Below are 22,995 nucleotides of genomic sequence, written 5' to 3'. Positions count from 1 at the left end.
AAAAATAAATCCTTCTATTAAGGTACTAAGCTTAATAGAAAATGCAAGTTTTATTCTATCTCTTTTATCGCATTCATAACGCGTTTTGCAGAAATAGGATATGGGGTACCTAAGGTTTGCGCAAACAGTGACACCCTAAGCTCCTGCTGCATCCAAAAAATAGCGTTTACCTGTTGCGGAATAGGTAAGCCTTTTGGAATTTTATTTACGAGCTTTTTGTACTCTTGCGCTACTTTTTCAAGTTCTAAAACACACAGTCTATCGCGGTTAGGATCAACAGGCAGTTTTTCTAAACGTTTTTGAATCGCTTTTAAATAACGAATTAGGTCGGGCATTTTATTCGCACCGTGAGCGCTCACAAACCCTTTGAAGATAAGTGACTCAAGCTGCGATTTTATATCGCCATGGGCAGTTATCATAGTTAAATCGACACGCCCTTTCATTTTTTTATGTAACGCATGAGCAATGCTTAAAACTTGTTCAACCTGGGTGGCAATTTCTACTACAGCATCGCCTAGTTCGCCCCTAATTTGCTCTTTAACTTTATCAAAAGCGCTTTCATCGCGTATATCGCCATGCTTTATTAATAAGCTGTCTACGCCGGCGGCAATACAATCGTCAATTAAATCCGCAATTTTCCCAAACGGATTAAAGTACAAGCCCAGTTTGGCTTTATTAGGCAAGTTTTGCTGAAGGTACTTTATTGGCGACGGCACATTTAATAAAACTAAACGCCGTAAACCTTGCTGATGCGCTTGCTGGGCTTTTTCTTCGCTATCAAAGAGCTCAATTGCCGCTGTGGATTTTTTATCTACCAGTGCTGGGTAAGCTTTTATTTCGTATTGGCCTTGCTTTTTAACGTACGAGGCAGGCAAAGCGCCAAAGTCCCATTGTGTTAAATCGGCTTTTTCAATGCCTTTATCGGCCACCTTCGATAGCGTATCGGTTACTTTGCCTTGCAGCTGTGCTTTTAGTTTTGCTAAATCTAGCCCGCGTGCAAGCAATTTATCGTGCTCATCACGCACCTCAAACTGCAATCTTAAATGAGGCGCCAGTGCGTTTAAATCCCACGCTTCTATATCTACTTTTACGCCTGTCATTCTTAGTAAGCGTGTAGTAAGTGCATCAAGTAAGCTGCCTTGCATAGGCTCAATGGCAGCCAGTACAGCATCAGCGTAATTGGGAGCAGGTACAAAGTTACGACGTAACGACTTAGGTAACGATTTAATTAAACCACTTATTAGCTCATGCCTAAAGGCAGGTATGTGCCAATCAAACCCGGTTTCTTGCACTTGGTTTAAAAGTGCTACCGGTATTTGTACAGCCACCCCATCAACAGCTTGTCCTGGATCAAAATGATAGCTCAGCGGCAAAATAATATTATCTTGCTGCCATGTGTCAGGGTAATCAAACTCAGTAATATTACTTGCACCGTGTTGCATAAGCTCTTCACGGGTCATGTATAGGTAGCGTTTATCTTTTTGCTTTTGGGCTTTATACCACTTAATAAAGGCTGCACGGTTGTTGATTTCTTTAGGTATTTTTTTATCGTAAAATTCAAATAACGTTTGCTCATCAACCAAAATATCGCGACGTCGCGATTTATGCTCAAGTACCTGAATATCTTCTATTAGCTCGCGGTTGTACGCCAAAAATTGTTCATTTAAGCCAAGCTCTTGCTCTACAAGGGCGGTGCGTACAAACAGCTCACGGCTAACTTTAGGGTCTATATTGCTATACACACAGCGGCGTTTATTAACCACCAATAAGCCGTACAAGGTTTGTTGCTCGAACGCGATAACAGCGCCTGGTTTTTTCTCCCAATGCGGCTCAGAATAGCTTCGTTTTACTAAATGCTGTGCAAGGGGCTCTACCCAATTAATATCTATTTTGGCATTAATACGTGCGTATAGTTTACTGGTCTCTACCAGCTCTGCCGACATAATCCATTTGGGGCTCTTTTTAAATAATCCAGAACCCGGAAAAATATGAAACTGGCTATTACGAGCGCCTTTATATATTTGCTTTTCGTCTTTAAAGCCTATGTGACTTAACATGCCGCTCAGTAGCGCTTTGTGTATTAGCTCTGAGTCTGCCACTTGCGTGGTGGCTTTAATTTTCATTTCGTTGCACACAGTGCTTATTTGATAAACAATGTCTTGCCACTCACGAATACGCATATAAGCTAAAAAGTCTTTTTGGCACAACTTTCTAAACTGGCTATTTGTCAGCTCACTTTGCTGCTCTTCTAGGTAATTCCAAAGATTTAAAAAAGCAATAAAATCCGAGTCAGGGTCATCAAAGCGGCTGTGTTTTTCGTTCGCTGCGGCGCGTTTTTCTTGCGGGCGCTCTCGGGGGTCTTGAATCGATAGCGCTGCCACAATAATAATAACTTCTCGTAGTGCACCGAGCTTATTAGCCGTCAACACCATTTTAGCTAAACGCGGGTCGACCGGTAAGCGGCTAAGCTCACGCCCTGATTGCGTTAAACTCGTTTGATGGCGCTTTTTACTCGGCTTAATCGCCTGAAGTTCTTCAAGTAGGGTTAAACCATCGTTAATATTGCGGCTATCTGGCGCTTGTACAAACGGAAACTCGCTCATATCGCCAAGCCCTAATGCCAACATTTGCAAAATAACAGAGGCTAAATTAGTGCGCAGTATTTCTGGGTCTGTAAATTCTGGGCGAGATATAAAGTCATCTTGCGAATACAAGCGAATACAAATACCCGCTTCAACACGGCCACAGCGTCCCATACGTTGGTTCGCACTTGCTTGAGAAATAGGCTCAATAGGTAAACGCTGTACTTTAGTACGATAGCTGTAACGGCTAATACGCGCTGTACCTGGGTCTATTACATAACGAATACCCGGCACCGTTAATGAGGTTTCGGCCACGTTGGTTGATAAAATGATATGGCGGCGCGAATGCGGGGCAAATATACGGTTTTGCTCTGCGTTAGATAAGCGCGAATAAAGTGGTAATACGTCGGTGTGTTTTAAATTACGTTTAGAGAGCGCCTCTGCAGTATCGCGTATTTCGCGCTCGCCATTTAAAAATATGAGAATGTCCCCTGGCCCTTCAGCGCACAGCTCATCTACCGCATCAAAAATACCTTGCAGTTGGTCGCCTTCGGCTTCCATAGCGTCTTTATTTATATCGCTTATAGGGTTATAGCGCACTTCAACGGGGAATGTACGTCCCGATACTTCAATAATTGGCGCATCATCAAAGTGCTTTGAAAAACGTTCAGGATCAATGGTCGCCGAGGTAATAATAACTTTTAAGTCGGGGCGCTTTGGCAGTAAGTTTTTTAAATACCCTAAAATAAAATCGATATTTAAGCTGCGCTCATGGGCTTCATCAATAATGATGGTGTCGTACTGATTTAAAAAGCGGTCTTGTTGTATTTCGGCGAGCAAAATACCGTCGGTCATCAGTTTTACATACGTATTATTAGAAACCTGATCACTAAAGCGTATTTTAAAACCGATTTGTTGGCCAAGCTCACATTTCATTTCCTCAGCAATGCGGTTAGCTACACTGCGCGCGGCTAAACGTCGTGGCTGGGTATGGCCAATAAAGCCATCAACCCCACGGCCAAGCTCTAAACACATTTTTGGTATTTGTGTGGTTTTACCTGAGCCTGTTTCACCGGCAATAATCACCACTTGATTATTCGCAATGGCGTCTTTAATGACGTCCTTTTTTTGACTTACCGGTAATTGCTCAGGGTACGTTACAGCGGGCAGCTCAGCTAAACGTTTTTCACGTAGCTGCTGGCTGCGGGTAATATCAGCCGCTATTTTTTCAAGGGCATTGGCCTGCTTAGTCTCGTCTTGTATTTTTTTTACGCCATGTAAGCGTTTTTTAAATATAAACTGATCTTTTTTTAAGCACGTTTTAAGCTCGCCAAACAACTGACCTAGGTTTACCACCCGCACACCTTATAAATTTAATAAATGAGGGCTAATAGTATCAAAATAAACGCGCAGCGTTAATCCTACAATCCCTATAAGGCTTATATATCACGCTATTGGTTTTTAAAAATTCCCACAAAGGTTGCTTGCGTGTTCGATTTGCTCGCTCGGTACATGCCCGTGGTATTAAATGGCATACTAATATGACCTTTAGCATCCACAATAATAACCCCACCTGTACCACCTATAGGCGCAAGCACCTGGTTAATAACCTCATCCCCAGCTTGTTCAATGGTTTTATTTTGATATTTAACGCGTGCGCAAATATCACTGGCAACACTGTAGCGAATAAAATACTCGCCGTGACCGGTGGCCGATACTGCACACGAATCGTTTTCAGCAAATGTACCCGCGCCAATAACAGGGGAATCGCCAATGCGGCCAAAGCGTTTTGCGGTCATGCCACCTGTAGATGTACCTGCGGCTAAATTGCCGTTTTTATCAAGTGCCACTGCACCTACGGTGCCCATTTTATAATTTGTTGGCAGGGCTTTATGCGCAGCTTGGTAGTTTTTGCTGGTTGCTTTTTCTTTTTCTAATTTTTGCTTTGCTTTTAAAAGTGCTTCATAACGGTGCTTAGTATCAAATATATTATTTTCTATCAGCGCAACGCCCTGCTCTTTTGCAAATTCTTCAGCGCCTTGACCACTAAGCATTACGTGTACTGAGTTATCCATTACTAAGCGGGCTAATTGAATTGGGCTTTCTATGTGCTTTACGCCAGCGACCGCACCCGCTTGACGGTTTCGCCCATCCATTATTGAGGCATCAAGTTCATGGCTGCCATCATAGGTGTACACTGCTCCGCGCCCAGCATTAAAGTAAGGCGACTGCTCTAATACTTCAATAGCAGTGGTGATTGCATCTAAACTTTCGCCGCCCTTTTCAAGTACGGTGTAACCTGCTTCAACAGCTTCGGCTAGTTTTGCTCGGTAGGCTTTTTCTTGCTCTGGGGTAAATTTTGCTTTTTCAATTGTGCCTGCTCCACCATGAATCGCTATAGCAAACGGGGCTTGTTCACTTACTGCTTGCGTGCTTAGTGTTAAGCAGCCGCTGGCTAAAACTGACAATAAGAATGTTTTTTTCATAGTGCGCTCTTTTTTAAATTTAGTATTGAATTTACTTTGAATGGTTACACGTATTTTTTCAACTAATATCAACGGTATTAAGTTAGCACTTTATTTAAGCAGCTAATAAACAGCCTAATAATAATGCGAAATACGAGGGTGTTATTTCCCTTCATCACCCCTACTTTTTAACCCAATTGGCATAGAGTAAGTTTAATGGCACAAAAAAAGCGCCATCAGGCGCTTTTTAGCTAAACGTGTATGTAATTACGCGTCTTGCTTAGCTTTTAAACGTGCTAAACGTGCTACTTGGTGAGTAGATGTTAAGAACGAATAAATAGGTGCTAAGTAACCGCGCTTACGAAGCTCTAAAAATTCTTCATCGCTAAGCGAGTTAAGTTTTTTCTCATCGATAAGGTAAATACCGTTGATGTCTTTTTTCTCGCCTTTAATGTCTACTGTTAGCGTTTGCGCTACTAGTAGCTCTTTATCAGCTAAGTATTTAGTGAATGCTTCTGTTACTTGAGAAAACTCAATGAATGACACTAAAGACTCTTTACGACGCTTTAAGTAGTCTGTTTCTTCACCGTTTTCAAATAATGCGTTGCCTTCTTCTTCACCTACAAGCGAGCTTGCTTCGTCAATCACAATACCGTACTGATCTTGCTCAGGGTGCTTTACTAGACCTAATGGGTAACGCGTTGATGCCATAGGAGCAAAAGCTGCTGTCCATTTACCATCTTCTACAAACAGGTTTTCGCCTGGCTCTAGGCCAAACATTGCAACTGCTTGGAAAGTACCGCTTTCGTTGTTTTTAACAAAAGACATTGGGAATTCATTTGCTACGCGTGCAAACTCATGTGCAACTACTGGCACTAAATGTTGAGTTTTCATAAATTCAACGTTGATGCCGTTTTGAATTTTAGTGTTGGCATGCTTTTCGTTGTGTAAAGGCTGTACTTGTTGCTCCGCCATGTTACTGCTCCGTTTATTTTTAATATATATGTTTCATTGTTAATGCCTTTAGGCTAATGCTTTTGAACGAAAAAAGGAAGGGAAAGTTTTATGACAACCGTCATGAAAAAATAAAGTTTAACTAAATCTGGGCGTTGCTAAAAAACAGACAATAAAAACGCAACTAATACGCTCAAAAACAGTACAAATAACGGGTAATTTTAATACAGCGCCATAAAAACCATTAACATTGGTTAACAGTTTGACGGTATTTTTTGAATAGGTTTAGCATGTTATTTAGCCAAATAAAAAGGCAGCTTAATTAAGCTGCCTTTTTAAACTGTAAATGAGCGGCTAAATTAAGGCGCCCAATACACTTCAATATTTATGCTTGGGTGGTTTAGCACAGCGCGAAGTGGCATATCGTTTACATCGCCACCCGCTTTAGCTTGCTTGTAAACCGCTAGCTTTTCTTCACCACTGATCAGGAGTTTAACCACTTTAGAGTTTGCTATTGCATTTAAAGTCAGTGTCATACGCTCTGTAATGCTGCCTGTCACGTCGCTTTCTATTGCATTAATAGCGCACACAGTTTGCTGTGTTGTTAAACCATGCTCAAGGCCCTGCGCATGTGGGAACAAAGACGCTGTATGGCCATCTGGGCCCATGCCTAAAATTGTTACATCATACGGTGCTTTTAAAGCGCCATAAGCGGCTTCACATACTTGTGCGCCCTGCTCTGCCGTTGCTGCATCGTTTTTCATGGTAATAAAATTAGCGGCACTGCCGTAATTTTGTAACAAGGTGCTTTTTATAAACGCTTCGTTACTTTTTTCGTGGCTTGGCTCAACCCAGCGCTCATCAACCATGGCTACATCTATATTTTGCCAATCTAAATCAAGCGTTGATAAGTGCTTGTACGCCGGCGCCGGAGACGAACCGCCCGATACCATTAGCACAGCACGGCCATCACTTTTTATGCCATCACGTAAAGATTGCTCAAGCGTGTGTGATAGCTCAGCGGTTAACTCATCTTTTGAGTCAAAAAATTTTTCAACAAGTGTTGCCATACCTTACGCCTTATCGCCTGTGTTAAACCACACGTGGTTGTTTTCAGCTAATAATTCATCAGCATCATCCGGTCCCCAGCTACCAGCACGGTAAAGTGCAGGTTTGCCTTTGGTTTGCCAGCGCTCAATAATTGGATCTATCCATTTCCACGCTTGACGAACTTCGTCACGGTGTATAAATAACGATGGGTTATTAGCTGCAGCATCAAGCATTAAGCGTTTGTACGCATCAGAATGGAAACCGTTGCTGTATGCTTGAGAAAGCTCAATATTCATCGTTACCGGCTCTAATTGCATTTCAAGATTATCAAGGCGCTTAGACATAAGCGTTAATTGAATCGTCTCTTCAGGCTGCAAACGAATAACAAGGCGGTTTGGCTCAATATTACCCACGTTTTCTTCATAAATATTGTGCGATACTTTTTTGTACTCAACCACAATTTCTGCACAACGTTTAGCCATACGCTTACCAGTACGAAGGTAAAAAGGTACCCCCGCCCAGCGCCAGTTATCAATGTGTGCACGAATAGCCACAAAGGTTTCTGTTTTACTTGAACCTTCGTTAAGCTCTTCTAAGTAACCTGGTACAATTTTACCGTTTAAATCCCCTGGTACGTATTGACCGCGAACGATATTTTCATCTACGTCACCTTCAAGTAACGGACGAAGTGCTTCTAATACTTTAAGTTTTTCAGTACGGATGCTATTTGCGTTTAGTTTATTTGGTGATTCCATTGCCACTAAGCACAATAACTGTAATAGGTGGTTTTGCACCATGTCGCGCAGTGCACCGGCTTTATCGTAAAAACCAGCACGGCTTTCAAGGCCTACCGTTTCAGATAAACTAATTTGAATATTATCAATAGATTTAGCATCCCACATGTTTTCAAACAGTGAGTTTGAAAAACGCAGTGCCATTAGGTTTTGTACTGTCTCTTTACCTAAGTAGTGGTCAATACGGAAAATTTGCTCTTCGTCAAAAAACTCTGCAATTTTACCATTGATAGCCTCTGCTGATTCGCCGCAGTAACCAATTGGCTTTTCAACAACCACACGTGAAGTGGGTGTGATTAAACCTTTCGTTGATAAAATTTCACAACATGTGCCGTAAACAGCAGGCGGAAGTGATAAATAAAATACGCGAGATTTATTGCTGTCGTGCTCATCTAAAATGCCTTTAAGTACATCCCAGTTGTCGTCAGCTTCGGTTACGTTGCTTACTACAGGCACTAAGTAAGTAGAAAATGCTTTCCAATCTTTAGCGTTAAATTCGCCTTTACTTAAAAACTCTTTCAGTGCGTTGTGTGCTGTTTCTATGTAGTCAGCACGCTTACTTTCTTCACGCACTGTAGGCAGAATACGCGAGCCTTCTGGTAAGTTGCCTTCTTGATATGCTCTGTACATTGCAGGTAGCAATTTGCGTAACGCAAGATCACCACCGCCCCCAAAAATTATAATATCAAAAGGATTAAGCATAGTTACTCTCTACGTTTGTAATACCTAAAAGCGACTTCCATAAGCCGCTTGGTATGCAGGTTTAGTGCTTGAATGACAGTGGCTCTTAGTGTTAATAAAAGCCTATTGAATGTTTTACGCTATGGCGTTTTATTTATTATTTGACTGTTCGCACAATTAAATGAGTCTTAGGAGTCCTGTAAATCCTCTCACAAAAATACAGGCCCTAAGAACTCCAGCGCTACCCGTTCAAAGGTACTCGGTTTGCTTATTTACATAAGCGAATATATTACTGCGTACGGTGTTGCTTGTAGTACGCAATTAAGCCATTTGTTGAACTATCGTGGGCGTGTTTTACGCTGTCATCGGTTAGTTCGCTTTCAATTTTAGAGGCAAGGCCTTTACCAAGCTCTACACCCCATTGATCAAATGAGCAAATTTCTAAAATTATGCCTTGGCAGAAAATTTTATGTTCGTACAGCGCAATTAAGCGTCCTACTGTTTTTGCATCAACTGTATCTAGCAGTATAGATGTTGTAGGGCGATTACCCTGATGAATTTTATGATTTAGTAACTCATCAATTTGTGCTTGTGTTTTACCTTTAGCGGCTAAATCTTCTGTGACTTGCTGTGCATCTACACCGCTCATCATTGCTTCTGTTTGCGCTAAAAAGTTAGATAATAAAATATCGTGATGCTTATCTACGGCTACCTGCGGCTTAACTGAGGCAATAAAATCAGCAGGTACAATTACATTACCTTGGTGTAAACACTGATAAAACGCATGTTGACCGTTAATACCGGTCATACCCCAAATAATAGGAACCGTTGTATAAGGTACGGTTTCGCCAGCAAAGTTTACGTGTTTACCGTTACTTTCCATCTCACCTTGTTGTAAATACGCAGGTAACATATGAAGCGCTTGGTCGTACGGTAAAATAGCTTGCGACGTAAAGCCTAAAAAGCTGGTATTCCATACACTAAGTAGTGCCATTATAAGCGGAATATTTTGCTCAAATGGGGCTGCTTTAAAGTGCTCATCTACTTCAAATGCGCCTTCTAAAATAGCTTCAAACGCGTCATAACCTAGGTATAACGCAATAGGTAAGCCTATCGCACTCCAAAGTGAAAAGCGACCCCCTACCCAATCCCACATAGTGAATACGTTTTCATCGCTAATACCAAAGGCTGCGGTTTTTTCTAAGTTTGTGCTAACAGCAACAAAATGCTTAGCAATGGCGCTGTCATCTTTTGCTGTTTGTAAAAACCAATCAACGGCCGTTTTGGCGTTGGTCATGGTTTCTGATGTGGTAAATGTTTTCGATGAAATAACAAACAAGGTTGTTTCTGGGTCAATTGCTTTTAACACAGAGGCAATTTGAACACCGTCAGCATTAGATACGTAATGAACATTTAAAGTGTCATCAGCAAGTGCTTTTAGCGCTTCGGTTGCCATTTGCGGGCCTAGGTTTGAACCACCTACACCAATGCTTACCACATCTTTTACTGCTTTACCTGTGTAGCCTACCCATTGCCCACTGCGTACTTTTTCTACAAAGGTTTTAATTTTAGCTAATTCGTTATCAACCGCTTGTGTTACGTCTTCGCCGTCAACAACTAAAGGTGTATGGGCACGATTACGTAAAGCAGTATGAAGAACAGCACGCTCTTCTGTAATATTGATTTTTTCACCGCTAAACATCTTGTCGCGCCAAGAGGCAATGTCACACTCTTTAGCAAGCTCGATGAGTTGTGCAAAAATAGTTTTATCAATACGCTGCTTTGAATAATCAAACAACACACCCGGAATTTGAGTAGAGAATGCATCAAATCGTGTATCATCTTGTGCAAATAACGTTTTTAGATGGGTTTGTTTCATCTGCGCGGCACTATTTTGCAGTGCTTGCCAACTTGCTAATTGCGAACGATTAGACATGTAAATATCCTCTAAAATATTTAAATTAATGATTTAAAAACAGTTTTAGGTAAAAAGACTTCGCTAATTGCGCGTAGTGCTAGTAAAAAAGCAAGCGCTTAGTATAACGAAAAAAGTAATAAAAATGCTGTTTTTATAATTTATGATGCAGATAATAACGCAATTTTTTACTTTTGACACCGGTATCATAAAAATTTTATGAATTAATTACCCACAAATTTTAAGCATTTAATAGTTTAAACAACATTTATTAAATATTCATGAATTAGGGCCTGTTGACCTTTTAGGATTAAAATTTGTTCAAACTAGGAACAATTTAATCCTGCCGCGAGGTTTGTACCCTAGTGGGCTCAGTAACGGCTCCAGCGTTACGCTACTGGCTTACATCCATATAAAAATACCAAACACTGCTGCAAATTAAACTTCGAAACATTATAGGCCCAAAGCATAAAATGCATCGTATGCACTCGCCTAGCTTTATAGGTGGTTAAAACATCCTCAAAACTAGGCCCATAATTAGCTCACCAACGCCAAGCCACCCGCTACGTTATAAATATTCGCAAAGCCTAATTGCTGTAAATTTGCCGCTGCAATTTTAGAACGATTGCCGCTTCTACACAGTAATATATAGGTGTGCTGCGGGTTTAATTGATTTTGTACTATGGCGTTAGCCATACGGCTAAGTGAAATATTAAGCGTATTAGATAAAGGCGCGGCAAAAAGCTCCGCCACATTAATTGCGCCATGTTCATACGGCTCACGGGTATCAATTAAATACACATTTTTTTGCGTTAGTAACGCTTTAGCTTGTCCAAAGTCTAGCTGCTTAGTGTCTGTTTGCACCGCCGCCTGTACATAGCCACACAATTGGTTACTGGTTTGCATATGTAGCTGATCGTGTTGTGCTTTTAGCTGTGCAAATTGCGCCGTACTTAGTTCTCCATTTAATAACGGGCTAAGCAAAGGCGTTTGTGCACGTACAGTACGCCAGTTAATGGCAAAGCATTGCTGATAGTCATGCCCCGAACAAATAACCGTATCGTCACTCATTTTCTCAGCAAGGGTAATAAGTGAGTGTGCCATTTGCGTTGCACTGCCCCCTTCAATCGAGGTATTGCCAAGTCCTGCAGGTAAAATTAAATCACCGCAAAAACAATACTCAATATGGCCTGTGGTGCGATCTTTTAATAAATAACTAACGCTGTCTTTACTGTGCCCTGGGGTTGGCTTTATGGTTAGCGTTTTTGTACCAAGCTCAATGCTATTTTGCATCGCATGCGGTGTGCCCAGTACTTCATTTAACAAAGCCACTGCGCTTGGCCGGTCTTGGTGCTGGTGGGTATCTAAAATTGCTTTTACGTTGAGCTGTTGTGTGCTCACTATTTTTTCAAAGCGTGGAATAAGCTCTAATACGGGGTCAATAATAACGGCGCTGTCATCGTCACTAACATACAGCCAGCTACACGCCCCTTTATGCCTAAATTGTGTTAATCCCAGCGCGCATACTTCTTGCTTTGGCGAGGCACTGTCAGAAACAATTAAGCAATTGGCCTCTAATACCGCCTTTAGCGAGCATATTCGCTTGCATGCTTGGTTAATTTGCTGCTCGGTTGCAGCTGGCCCAAAAGACAGCCTAATGGCGTTTTCACTTTGCCAATTGGTTGCTCCCATTGCATCAAGCACAAAACTGCGCGTTGCCCCTGTACTACATGCCGAACCACCGCTCACTCTAATGCCTGCTGCGTCAAATAAATCAATAACCTCTTTGGAGGTAAGCGTATCGACAGCAAAATTAAGGGTGGTAGGTACAGAATGTGAAAAATCGTGATTAAAGGTTATATCACCAAAGGTACTTTGCAGCGCATTAAGCAGTTGCGCTCTGTAGCTATTTAATACCTCAACCGACTTAAACGTGTCGTCGTTTTTATCTAGCAGCAAGTTAAACAGTTTATTAAGCCCTGCTATACCTGGTAGGTTTTCGGTGCCAGAGCGCATGCCGCTTTCTTGCCCGCCCCCCGCAATAAATGGCGTATAGGCACTGCCATTTTTAATGTATAAAAAACCAATACCTTTTGGTGCATAGAGTTTATGGCCCGAAAACGGGGCATAATCTATGCTGGTACTACTAAGCGCTAGCGCTTGTTTACCTAAGGCTTGTACACAATCAACCATCCAAGACACTGATTTATTACGGCTGCGAATAGTATGTTCTATAGCGTTTAAGTCTTGATAAACACCGGTTTCGTTATTAACCGCCATGGTGCAAATCATTAGCGCGTTATTTATGTGCTCATTAATAAACGCTAAATCTAAAACCCCTTTACTATCAACAGGAATAGCCAGTAATTGGGCGTTAATGCCTAAAACGCTATTCCAATGTTTTAACGTGTTAGGCACCGCTTTGTGCTCAGTTGCCCCGTACAATAATACAGGGTTTTTAATCGTATGATTTTTAGCATGAATGAGCGTTGAAACAATGGCTGTTTGTATGCCCTCTGTTGCGCCTGAGGTAAAAAGAATATCGCCATCGGGCGCACCAATAACATGGCGTGCATTTTGCCTTGTTTGTTCTAATAAATACTTAGCTTGTATACCGCTAATATGGGGGCTTGAAGGGTTACCAAAACAAATTTGCATGGTGTGCGACACCACGTCGGCAATACAGGGTAAAACAGGTGTTGTAGCGTTTGCATCAAGATAAACTTGGGCTGCTTGTTCATCGTGCAATAAAAACTCAGACATTAAAAACGCACCTTTATTACTAAAAAATATATCTTATACCCAATAGTACATAAGTTTGTTCTCATTGGGTAATAATCAATTAGTAACTTAGGTGCGTTTACTATGCTTTTTTAAACTAAAAGTACGTTACTCTGCCAACTCTTTTGTTATTTCTCCATGGGTTGATGACCAGGCATTTATTAGCGCTTTTACAAGCGATGCGAGCGGAATGGCAAAAAACACGCCCCAAAATCCCCATAAGCCACCAAAAAATAGCACTGCAACAATAATAAATACGGGATTTAAATCAACGGCCTCAGAAAACAACAAGGGCACTAATACATTGCCATCGAGCGCCTGAATGATCCCGTAAATTATTAATATGGTCCAAAACTGCGTTTCGATACCAAATTGAAACAGCGCCACCGCCGCAACCGGTATGGTAACCAATGCCGCCCCCACAAATGGAATTAACACCGAAAACCCAACCAACACGCCAAGTAAAGCTGCATAACGTAAATCAAGTACAGTAAAGGCAATAAACGAGGTGCCACCCACAATTAAAATTTCGAATACTTTGCCTCGAATATAATTCATTATTTGCTGGTTCATTTCGTGCCACACTTGCAAAATTAACCGTCTCTGCTGCGGAATAAGCGTAGCGGCACTGCTTGTAAGCTCAAGCTTGTCTTTAAGCATAAAAAATACAAGTAAGGGTACAAGCACCAAATAAATAAGCCATGCCACAACATCTTTCAACGAAGTAAGTGAAAACGAGACAATAACTTGGCCAAATTCGAGCGCCTTTGCCTCTACACTTGCCACAATAGCTTGGACCTGCTCGGCATTAATTAAACTGGGGTATTGCTGTGGTAAGGCCATTAAAAATGACTTACCTTGCTCTACCATGTGCGGGGTTTCTTGTACTAAATTACTGGTTTGCTTCCAAAGTACTGGGCCAATAACCAAAATAAGGGTAAGCATAACTCCGGTAAATATCAGCATTACAATGACTGTGGCGCTAAAGCGTTTTAACCCAAAGCGCTCTAAGTGTACAACAGGCCAATCAAGTAAATAAGCAATAACCAATGCCACTAACACAGGAACAATTAACGAGCCAAAAAAGTACAGTAATGCCACAGAGGCAATGAGTAAAAAAAGTAAGGTGACTGAATGAGGATCTGAGAACTTTCTTTCGTACCATGTTTTAACGTATTCAAACATGCAATGGCTCCACTAGTAATAGTCCTAGGTGTTGATCAAATTTATATGTATATGCATTTTTGCTTAAAAAACGCGTAATATCATCTGCGCTTTCGTCGTTATTTATACTAAACGTTATTGCCTTATTAGATGACTGCGCATTACGAAGCGCTAATTTAAATTGTACAAACTGTTGTGGGCATTTAAATTTTTTTAAATCGCACTCTAACATAACTACTTTACTCGCTAAGTAAAATGAATAATAAGTCGCATATTGTCGGTCATTCTATTTATAAAATGTGAACAGCAGTAACTTTTTCTTAAAACCATTCCAGCAATGGTTTATCCTTATAACATAATTAGCAGTAAGGATAAGTTAATGCCTGGCACGCATAATAAAGCGCAACTACCTAGTAATCCAACTCTCAAAGAGATTAATTGGTATAAAAAGCAGATAAACTGGGGAGAGCTCCCGCCTTTTTATCATCTTGTTGCTTCTTCGGTCAGCGAATCTGAAGGAATATTGGAGCACGGATTTGATAATGCTGTAAAAAGCCTGATCAATAAACGCAATTGGAACTTAGACTTACTTGATGGCTATGAAGATGATTTTGGTGAAATACACACCAAGCATAAGCCGCGTATAGCGCTACACCAAGTATTTACCGACCGAGGCTTTGAGCTCTGGGCGCAACCCTATGCTAAAGATATAATTATTGATCAATACGTTAAAGATAACCGCTTTATGGAGTTTAAAGTATGGGATCCGCATTCAATGAAAAACCTGATCCGCATAAATCAGCTCCATAAGTTTATTGGCTTTTATTTTGAGCGCGGCGACAAGGCCGATAAAGCCATTATTTTACATGCACATAAGGTAGTACATAAAATTATTAAATTTTTGCAGCAGGAATTGAACGTTGTAAAGCTTGATGGAGTCACAATAAAAGAACTCTACCAATTGTGCGAAAAAGACAGCCGTGCAAGCAGCGATGAAATTGACATAGCAAAAATTGCCATTGGTGAACAAATTAACAAGGAATAAAATGCAGCTAAAATCAGCCTTTATCACTTTATGCAGTGCCGCGCTTACCTTTAGCCTACTGGTTAGTGAGCCGTTAAAGGCACAAACAAACTTTACGCTACCCGATTTAGGCACGTCTGCGCTACAAGTTTTGCCACTTGAAAAAGAACAAGCCATTGGCGAAGTGATGATGATGCAAATAAGAGGCTCATCACCGGTAGTAAACGACCCCGTTTTAGACGAATACTTAACCACACTTGGCCGAAAACTTGTGGCTAATGCAAACGACGTGCGTTTTCCTTTTTCGTTTTTTTGGGTAAATAACAACGAAATTAACGCCTTTGCTTTTTACGGCGGGCATGTTGGTGTGCATACGGGGCTTATTGCGCAATCAGATAACGAAAGCCAATTTGCCTCTGTACTTGGGCACGAAATAGCGCACGTAACTCAGCGCCATTTAGCTCGTCGTATTAAGCAACAACAAGACAACAGCGCACTGACTATTGCAGGCATGATAGCCGGTATATTAGCCACCGTTGTTGCTCCCGATGCAGGTATTGCTATTATTTCGGCTAACCAAACCCAAGCTGCGTTTAGCCAATTAACTCACAGCCGTGCTGCCGAGCAAGAAGCCGACAGAATTGGTATGCAAACCCTTAATAACGCCGGTTTTGACGCCCGTGCATCAAGTGAATTTTTAACTAAACTTTCAGCGCAAATAAGATATAAGTACAAACCACCCGCTTTTTTACTTACTCACCCATTGCCAGAGAGCCGTGTATCTGACGTACGCCTACGTGCAGAGCAATTCCCTGTGCGCCATTTAAACCCAAGCCTTGAGTTTAATTTAGCAAAAAGCCGAGTACTTGCTCGTTATGCCAATAAGCCCGAAAATGCCGAAGCGTTATTTAAAAAATTAATGCGCGAAAACAGTTACAACAACACCGCGCTTAAATACGGCTTGGGCATAAGCTTACTTGATCAAGATAAACTAGATGAAGCCGCCGAAATTTTAGAGCCGCTATTAGCACAAAGCCCTAAAAATTTATTTTATATCGATACCCATACCGATTTACTAATAGCGCAAAAAAAAGCCGACGAAGCGGTAAAATTTTTGGCTGAACTAAACAACTATCGCCCTAACAACCAAGTTATTACTTTAAACTATGCAAATGCAGCATTAGAGGCTGAGCAGTTTGAACTAGCTGAAAACATTTTAAAAAGCTTTTTACTTGAAAAACCCGACCACAACTTAGGTAAACAGCTATTAGCCGATGCCTATAAAAAGCAAGACAAGCTTGCCGCTTATCATGAGGCCAATGCTGATGTGTTATCGCAATATGGCGCGTATATTAAAGCGGCAGACGAAATCCAAAAAGCGCTTAACTTCGTAGAACCCACAGAGCTGGTTAAACAGCAACGCCTAAAAGCCTTGCTTACTCAGTATCGCCGTTTACAAAAAGAGCTGGCAAGGCTTTAAGTCTGTCAGCGCTTGCCCTAAAATAGCGGCAAATTACATTTTGGAACTAATTGTATGTCAGTTACTATTTATCATAATCCACGTTGTTCTAAATCGCGTGAAACCCTCGCATTACTAGAACAAAACAACGTAACACCAAGCGTAGTAGAGTATTTAAAAACACCGCTTAACCATGAGCAAATAAGCCAACTTTTAGAACAATTAGGGTTTAGCTCAGCTCGCCAGCTAATGCGCACAAAAGAAGATGCATACAAAGCGCTTAACCTAAAAGAAGAAACCAACGAGTCAGCGCTAATAAACGCCATGGTAGACAACCCTAAACTTATTGAACGCCCTATTGTACAAAACAACGGTAAAGCAGCCCTTGGCCGTCCGACTGAAAACGTATTAAGCGTATTATAATGACGACTCGCATTGTTGTCCTGTATCACTCAAGCCATGGCTCGGTTGAGGCTATGGCGCACGAAATAGCCGAATCTATAGAGCAACAGGGTGCCACAGCCGTATTGCGTACCTTTGTTGCTAAAAATCCGCACGATATAGTAATTACAAAAGATGATTTAATAAATTGCGACGGCCTTGCGTTTGGTACACCTACCCGATTTGGCATGATGGCATCGCAAGCAAAAACGTTTTGGGAAACCACCAGCGATCTATGGCTAAAAGGCCAGTTAATAGATAAACCAGCCTGTGTGTTTTCATCGTCAAGCAGTATGCATGGCGGCAATGAAGCCACCTTACTTAATTTATCATTACCGCTACTACACCACGGCATGATGTTATTAGGGGTACCTTACGAAGTACCAGAGTTACTAGCTACGCAAACCGGCGGCACACCTTACGGGGCAACACATGTAGCCGGCAGTAATAATACGAATACTTTAAGTAAAGACGAAATTAAAATATGCCAAAGCGTTGGTAAACGCCTCACTCACATTGCGAGAAAACTTCAATGAATACCGCTGACACCCCTGCTAAAAAGCCAATTACTGTAAAATTTCAGCGCACCGCTATTTTTGGCTATGTGGGTTTATTACTTTTATTTCCTCTGTGGATGTACTTTGTACCTCCGCTAAATGGCAACGCAAGTTTTGTATCCTTGTTTGTGCCTATAATCCCTTTACTGTTGCCCTTAAGAGGCTTTATTAAAGACAACACTTACACTTACGCCTGGGCTAATTTTGTTGTTATGTTGTACTTTATACACGGCTTAACCATGTTATGGGCTGCACCTGATGAGCTAATATGGGTGTTATTAGAGCTTGTGTTTGCCTCTGCCATGTTTATTGGCTGCACGTATTACGCAAGGCACCGCGGGCAAGAGCAAGGCTTAAAAATACGTAAGCTTAAAGAAGAGCTCGCAGAGGAAAAAGCCGCTAACGAATACAATAAATAATACTAATTCGCAAAATAAATTATTTAAGCTGAAAGTTGAAATAATACCAATCCGCATAAGTAAGTAATCTATTTTGAGGATGGAAAAACGTGTTGATAGCAAGGCAAAAAATTCGCTATCTAGTTGTTCTAAATGAGAGTTTTTTAACGCAGATAGCGACACGTTTAGCCCCGCAAAATGATTAGATATTATTGCGGATTGGTATAATAGCTTATACATACAAAAAACGCGCTTAACATAACAATGTAAGCGCGTTTTTTTAGGCTTTTAGTTTGCCATGGCGGCCGCTACACTAATTCGCTCAGTGCAGCCAGTGCAACTATGCTGGCTAATCCAAGCTGAGCTATTAAGCTTAACAACGAAAAAACACGCAACACAAATAATCCCCACGGGTGCTTTATATGTGGATAGAGCGCACAGCGCTTTAAGCTCGCCGCAAAGAAAAAACACACCGATGCAATCAATGTAAAAATTAAAGTCAGCTCACTTTTTATAGCAATGCTTTCATCAAAAAAGAAATACAGCTGCAATGGCAATAAAATAGTGACAATTGCGTGTAAGGCGTGCACCTTTTTAATGCGGTTAAACTGCCCTTCTGGCGAAAGCTCTTTTATACCAAAATCGCGCTCAAGGCATTTAACTAAATTGCTTGCTTTAATACTTACTGCTAACCGGTAACAGCTTAAGCCTTCGTTATTACGTGCTCTAAAGTCGTAACCTGCTTTTAGTAATAGCACCATAAGGGTTTCGTTTTTAGCTAACACTGCATAATGCAGTGCAGTATTGCCTAAGGTGTCTTGCGCTTTTTGATCCTGTTTAGCCAACAGGGTTTCTATCACATTGACATAGCCCTTTTCGGCTGCCCACATAAACGCTGTTTTATTGTTTTCATCAGCCAATGTACCAGTGGCACCTTGCTCTATGAAACGCATCGCCATGGTTTGCTTTGCGCTTTTTTGGCTTAAATGAGCAAGTAATGCTTTTTCAAGCAATACAATAGAATCAACATCCGGCGATACTTGCGTTAACAGCGTAAAATAGTCTTTACCGTTTGCTACTTTTTGACTGGCAAGCTCTGTAAGTTCGTTTAAATCAGCGACCGATTCAGGTAAAAAAGCACTTAAACGCTCTCTAAAATCAACTTCTTGCCACAGTGCTAGCGTATCGTGTGCACTTAATTTACTGCCACTATTTAAGGCATGTTCAATTAACGAAAAATAGCGTTTACTAAATAATAAGCTAAACAACGAAAGCGGCGTATCAAGTGCGTTTTGCGCCGCCACACTGGCGTATTTTTCTAAGCGCTGGCACAGCATTAGCGCCATTGATTCGCTTGTGTATTCGTTATCTAAATAATGATTTTTAACAGCAGCAATGTAAGCGTGCGCATCTTCGTCATATTCACTAATATGCTGAAAATAACACTCTTCAAAGGGTTCAAGCGGGGTTAACCATATCAAATAGTAAATGGGTGGTAGCACAGTGGTGCATACACCGTCATCTTCAATAGTAGAACGACATGCAGGCCAAGCTTCTAAAGCATCTAAAATAAAGGCACCGTTTTGTTCTACAAGTCCTTTAATAAGTAATGGGTATTCCTTTGGCCAAATCAGTACATTTTCCATTAAAACAGCACAACTCCAGTGTAGCTTGATGAGGCGTCAGTTATAGCAGTTTTTAGCTGACACCACGCTTAATCGACGTGCTGATATTCTATCACACCTTTTTTTTGCTGCGAGCTTAAAGTAGATGAATATTAAGAAAATATAAAAGCAGCCAATACACTTTAGTGCGGCTGCTTTTGTGGTTGGAGAGGGTCTTAATCAGGAAGTGAACTATTTATTTTTTAGCTCGGTAATTACTTGCTCTAAACCGACATCAGAAATACGTTGAATGATCTCTTTTTGCTTAGCGCTTAAAAGCGAAATACCTTCGGCAACAATGTCGTATACTTTCCATTGCTGGTCTTTACCTTGGCGCAGCTTAAAATGCAGATCAATCACGGGCGCATTTGGCTCAATAATTTGCGTTTTAACCGTCGCGTACTCAGAGTCGCTTTTCGCGGTATCTTGTTCAAATACTACTTGCTGGCCGGTGTACTTCATTAGCGCACCTGCGTAAGTACCTGTTAAATAATGCTCTACTGCATCAATAAAACGTACAGCTTGCTCGCGCTCAATGCCTTTAATGTGCTTACCAAGCAATTTAAACGACACAAACTTAATATCTATGTTTGGCATTAAACGCGTCTCTACAATGCGCGCCATATCGGCTTTGCTTGCATCGCCTTGTGCATTTACTTTTGCAATATCGCTAAAAAGCGTATCGGCAACGCCTTCAAGCATATGTTGAGGCGACTGCGCCGTTTGCGCAAATAACGCGCTGCTAAAAAAGGCAGCAGCAATAAAAATAGTGTTAAAAAGTTTCATGAGCGTGACCATGTGTGTGATTAAGATGTGGCTAAATTACGCGATTTTAAGCCACAAAAACAGACACAAAAATGCACCTTATTAATGCCAAAACAGCACCAATTAAATAAGCTATTTATTTTCAATTAGTTAAGCCTTCCCTGTTAACACCCCATAAACAAGCGGCATTTTGTCCTCATTGAAAATGTGAATGGCCCGCCCTTATCATTTATTTACTCATTCGACTCACACACCAATTTGGCAGTTATGAAAACGGTATATAAAACTTTCACACTTATTCTATTTTTAGTTATTTCTGTATGGGGTAACACGGCGTTTGCGCAGTCTTATCATGGTTACGCCGTAGATTTTCTCAAAGGCGAAGGCAACGTGAATGGCGTTAAGCTGGCTTACCAATATCACGCCCCTAGCTTACAAAACTTAGTGGGCGATGCGCGCTTTTATTTTGAAACCAGCGTTAATATGTGGGAATACCGCCATGGTGACAACTCGCAATCTAATCTTGTTTTGGCTATGTCGCCCGTACTGCAGTTTCCTGCTTTTAGTTTTCATAATACCCCGTTTTATATTGAAGCAGGTATTGGCGTATCGCTTATTGATGAAACTAAATTTGCGGGCAAAAATATTAGTACTCACTACCAATTTGAAGACCGTATTGGCCTAGTTGCAGACTTTGGCCACACTAACGTAGCGCTTCGGGTTATTCATTACTCAAACGCCGGATTTAAAGAGCCTAACCCAGGTTTAAACTTTTTAACTCTTTCAGTGGCAAGGCGTTTTTAATCTTCATTCGTATTTAGTATCAATTTGCCACTTAAAAGGGTTAAGTATTAGGGTGAATTGAAATAACTAGCCACAAAAAAGCCCTGATAAATCAGGGCTTTTTATAATTAAAATACACTACTAGCCAACTAACCAGTGCGCCATTAAGGCAATAACCGGCAGCGTAATAAGTGTACGTAAAATAAATATAACGAACAGCTCAACAATGTTTACCGGTATTTTACTACCCAGTAAAAGTGCGCCAACCTCAGACATATAAATTAGCTGAGTTACGCTCATTGCGGCAATAATAAAGCGAGTTACATCACTTTCAATGGTACCCGCAGCTAAAATTGACGGAATAAACATATCGGCAAATCCCACCATAATAGTTTGTGCCGCGGCCTGTGCTTCGGGTACTTGTAACCACTCTAAAAATGGCACAAACGGCATACCTAAATATTGAAATACCGGCGTGTGCTCAGCAATAATAAGTGCGAATGTTCCTACGGCCATTACAACAGGCAGTACACCAAACACCATATCAAGTGCATTATGTATACCCTCTTTTAAGGTACCTTTAAAGCCCGACGAGTTATTGGCTTTTGCTAATGCTACATCAAGTGAGTGCCCTACTAAGCTTTTACCCGTTGGGATAGCCTCAGCATCGCGATTTGGCTCACTACCATCAATAAGCAAGTCTTTTTTAAAGCGAAGTGGCGGTAAGCGCGGCACAATAATAGCGGCAACTACACCGGCTAAACATACGGTGGCATAAAATGGGGCAAATAAGTGCTCTAATTTCACTTGGCCTAAAACCACCAAGCTAAAGGTAATAGAAACCGCCGAAAACGTAGTACCAATAATAGCGGCTTCGCGCTGCGTGTAGTGCTTTTGGTCGTACTGCCTTGCGGTCATTAAAATACCAACACTGCCATCACCTAACCACGACGCAGTACAGTCAACTGCACTTCGCCCAGGTACACCAAATACAGGGCGCATTACCTTGGTTAGCATAGTGCCTGCAAGCTCTAATAACCCAAAGTTAATTAGTAAAGGCAGTAATAAACCGGCCAGTATAAATACCGAGAACAAAACAGGTAATAAGTCGTTTAATACCAAAGCGCCTGTGCTTGCAGAGGTAATTGCCTCGCTACCTAACCCTAAATGGGTCATTAGCACAAACGCCATACCGAATAAACGCACCACTAACCACACTACACTCACATCAAATAAATGCTTTAACAGGGGTGATTGGCAAATAGCGGCGGGTTTAAATACTTTGGTGATCACCGACATAACGCCAGTAATACAAATAATGAGGGTAATAATTGCTTGCGCAGAGCCAGACATCAACGCTTGCACGCCTTTAGCCATTAACGCAATAGGAATGGTCATCCCGTCTGCGGTAGGAATGGGTGTCATAAATAAAAACACACCAATTAACGACGGTACTAAAAAAGTAAACCAAGTGCGCCACGTATAGTGCCCGCGAGGAGGTAACTGAGACATATTTTT

At 41.3% G+C, this 22,995-nt stretch carries 18 protein-coding genes; 6 read left to right on the top strand and 12 right to left on the bottom strand.

The genetic code is table 11. The annotated features are described in order from the left end of the window. Nucleotides 1-50 precede the first annotated feature (50 nt). The 9 genes from hrpA to MTF68_RS14275 all read right to left on the bottom strand — a co-directional run bounded on the left by hrpA (nt 51) and on the right by MTF68_RS14275 (nt 14,618). Nucleotides 51-3,938 (bottom strand): ATP-dependent RNA helicase HrpA, encoded by a 3,888-nt coding sequence (gene hrpA / locus MTF68_RS14315; RefSeq protein WP_248462864.1) that lies wholly within the window; start codon nt 3,936-3,938, stop codon nt 51-53. 95 nt (nt 3,939-4,033) lie between these two features. Continuing rightward, entirely contained in the window at nt 4,034-5,068 is a 1,035-nt protein-coding gene (locus MTF68_RS14310; protein WP_248462862.1) for an isoaspartyl peptidase/L-asparaginase, read from the bottom strand. A 246-nt stretch (nt 5,069-5,314) separates the two neighbouring features. Beyond that, a complete protein-coding gene (locus tag MTF68_RS14305; RefSeq protein WP_004589180.1) occupies nt 5,315-6,022 on the bottom strand; it encodes a SapC family protein in 708 nt (235 codons plus the stop codon). A gap of 338 nt (nt 6,023-6,360) precedes the next feature. After that, nucleotides 6,361-7,071 (bottom strand): 6-phosphogluconolactonase, encoded by a 711-nt coding sequence (gene pgl / locus MTF68_RS14300; RefSeq protein ID WP_248462860.1) that lies wholly within the window; start codon nt 7,069-7,071, stop codon nt 6,361-6,363. Between the two features lie 3 nt (nt 7,072-7,074). Then, complete coding sequence (zwf, locus tag MTF68_RS14295; RefSeq protein WP_004589178.1) at nt 7,075-8,547, bottom strand: glucose-6-phosphate dehydrogenase; 1,473 nt, start codon at nt 8,545-8,547, stop codon at nt 7,075-7,077. A gap of 268 nt (nt 8,548-8,815) precedes the next feature. After that, nucleotides 8,816-10,462 (bottom strand): glucose-6-phosphate isomerase, encoded by a 1,647-nt coding sequence (pgi, locus tag MTF68_RS14290; RefSeq protein WP_004589177.1) that lies wholly within the window; start codon nt 10,460-10,462, stop codon nt 8,816-8,818. A gap of 516 nt (nt 10,463-10,978) precedes the next feature. Further along, nucleotides 10,979-13,204: an aminotransferase class V-fold PLP-dependent enzyme gene (locus tag MTF68_RS14285; RefSeq protein ID WP_248462858.1), complete on the bottom strand. Its 2,226-nt coding sequence runs from the start codon at nt 13,202-13,204 to the stop codon at nt 10,979-10,981. Between the two features lie 126 nt (nt 13,205-13,330). Continuing rightward, on the bottom strand, nt 13,331-14,407 hold the full coding sequence (locus tag MTF68_RS14280; RefSeq protein ID WP_248462856.1) for an AI-2E family transporter: 1,077 nt from the start codon (nt 14,405-14,407) through the stop codon (nt 13,331-13,333). After that, a complete protein-coding gene (locus MTF68_RS14275) occupies nt 14,400-14,618 on the bottom strand; it encodes a hypothetical protein (RefSeq protein WP_004589174.1) in 219 nt (72 codons plus the stop codon). The genes MTF68_RS14280 and MTF68_RS14275 overlap by 8 nt, the downstream gene beginning before the upstream one ends. 147 nt (nt 14,619-14,765) lie before the next feature. Here MTF68_RS14275 and MTF68_RS14270 point away from each other — a divergent pair, with 147 nt between their 5' ends. The 5 genes from MTF68_RS14270 to MTF68_RS14250 are packed head-to-tail and all read left to right on the top strand — an operon-like array spanning nt 14,766 to nt 18,286. Continuing rightward, nucleotides 14,766-15,431: a hypothetical protein gene (locus tag MTF68_RS14270; protein ID WP_004589173.1), complete on the top strand. Its 666-nt coding sequence runs from the start codon at nt 14,766-14,768 to the stop codon at nt 15,429-15,431. Nucleotide 15,432: 1 nt separating this feature from the next. After that, the gene (locus MTF68_RS14265; RefSeq protein WP_248462855.1) at nt 15,433-16,890 is read left to right on the top strand and encodes a M48 family metalloprotease; all 1,458 of its coding nucleotides are present in this window, start codon (nt 15,433-15,435) and stop codon (nt 16,888-16,890) included. A 54-nt stretch (nt 16,891-16,944) separates the two neighbouring features. Continuing rightward, entirely contained in the window at nt 16,945-17,292 is a 348-nt protein-coding gene (arsC, locus tag MTF68_RS14260; RefSeq protein ID WP_248462854.1) for an arsenate reductase (glutaredoxin), read from the top strand. Then, nucleotides 17,292-17,846: an NAD(P)H:quinone oxidoreductase gene (gene wrbA, locus MTF68_RS14255; protein WP_248462853.1), complete on the top strand. Its 555-nt coding sequence runs from the start codon at nt 17,292-17,294 to the stop codon at nt 17,844-17,846. The genes arsC and wrbA overlap by 1 nt, the downstream gene beginning before the upstream one ends. After that, complete coding sequence (locus tag MTF68_RS14250; RefSeq protein ID WP_004589169.1) at nt 17,843-18,286, top strand: DUF2069 domain-containing protein; 444 nt, start codon at nt 17,843-17,845, stop codon at nt 18,284-18,286. The genes wrbA and MTF68_RS14250 overlap by 4 nt, the downstream gene beginning before the upstream one ends. A 287-nt stretch (nt 18,287-18,573) precedes the next feature. Here the strand turns inward: MTF68_RS14250 and MTF68_RS14245 are convergent, their stop codons facing one another. Both MTF68_RS14245 and MTF68_RS14240 read right to left on the bottom strand, forming a co-directional pair. Then, on the bottom strand, nt 18,574-19,911 hold the full coding sequence (locus MTF68_RS14245; RefSeq protein WP_004589168.1) for an ankyrin repeat domain-containing protein: 1,338 nt from the start codon (nt 19,909-19,911) through the stop codon (nt 18,574-18,576). A gap of 210 nt (nt 19,912-20,121) precedes the next feature. Beyond that, entirely contained in the window at nt 20,122-20,715 is a 594-nt protein-coding gene (locus MTF68_RS14240; protein WP_004589167.1) for an ABC transporter substrate-binding protein, read from the bottom strand. A gap of 246 nt (nt 20,716-20,961) precedes the next feature. On the opposite strand from MTF68_RS14240, the gene MTF68_RS14235 reads away from it, so the two are divergent. Then, on the top strand, nt 20,962-21,498 hold the full coding sequence (locus MTF68_RS14235) for an acyloxyacyl hydrolase (protein WP_248462852.1): 537 nt from the start codon (nt 20,962-20,964) through the stop codon (nt 21,496-21,498). Between the two features lie 120 nt (nt 21,499-21,618). Here MTF68_RS14235 and MTF68_RS14230 read toward each other — a convergent pair whose 3' ends face one another. Continuing rightward, nucleotides 21,619-22,989 carry a YjiH family protein gene (locus MTF68_RS14230; RefSeq protein ID WP_248462851.1) on the bottom strand — a complete coding sequence of 457 codons (1,371 nt, stop codon included), beginning with the start codon at nt 22,987-22,989 and terminating at the stop codon, nt 21,619-21,621. Between the last annotated feature and the right edge of the window lie 6 nt (nt 22,990-22,995).

This window comes from Pseudoalteromonas sp. 2CM37A, from assembly GCF_023161885.1.
In the GTDB taxonomy this organism is placed as follows: Bacteria; Pseudomonadota; Gammaproteobacteria; order Enterobacterales; family Alteromonadaceae; genus Pseudoalteromonas; species Pseudoalteromonas atlantica.
The sequence above is the reverse complement of the archived record's forward strand: the minus strand, read 5'-3'. Positions and strand labels throughout refer to the sequence as shown.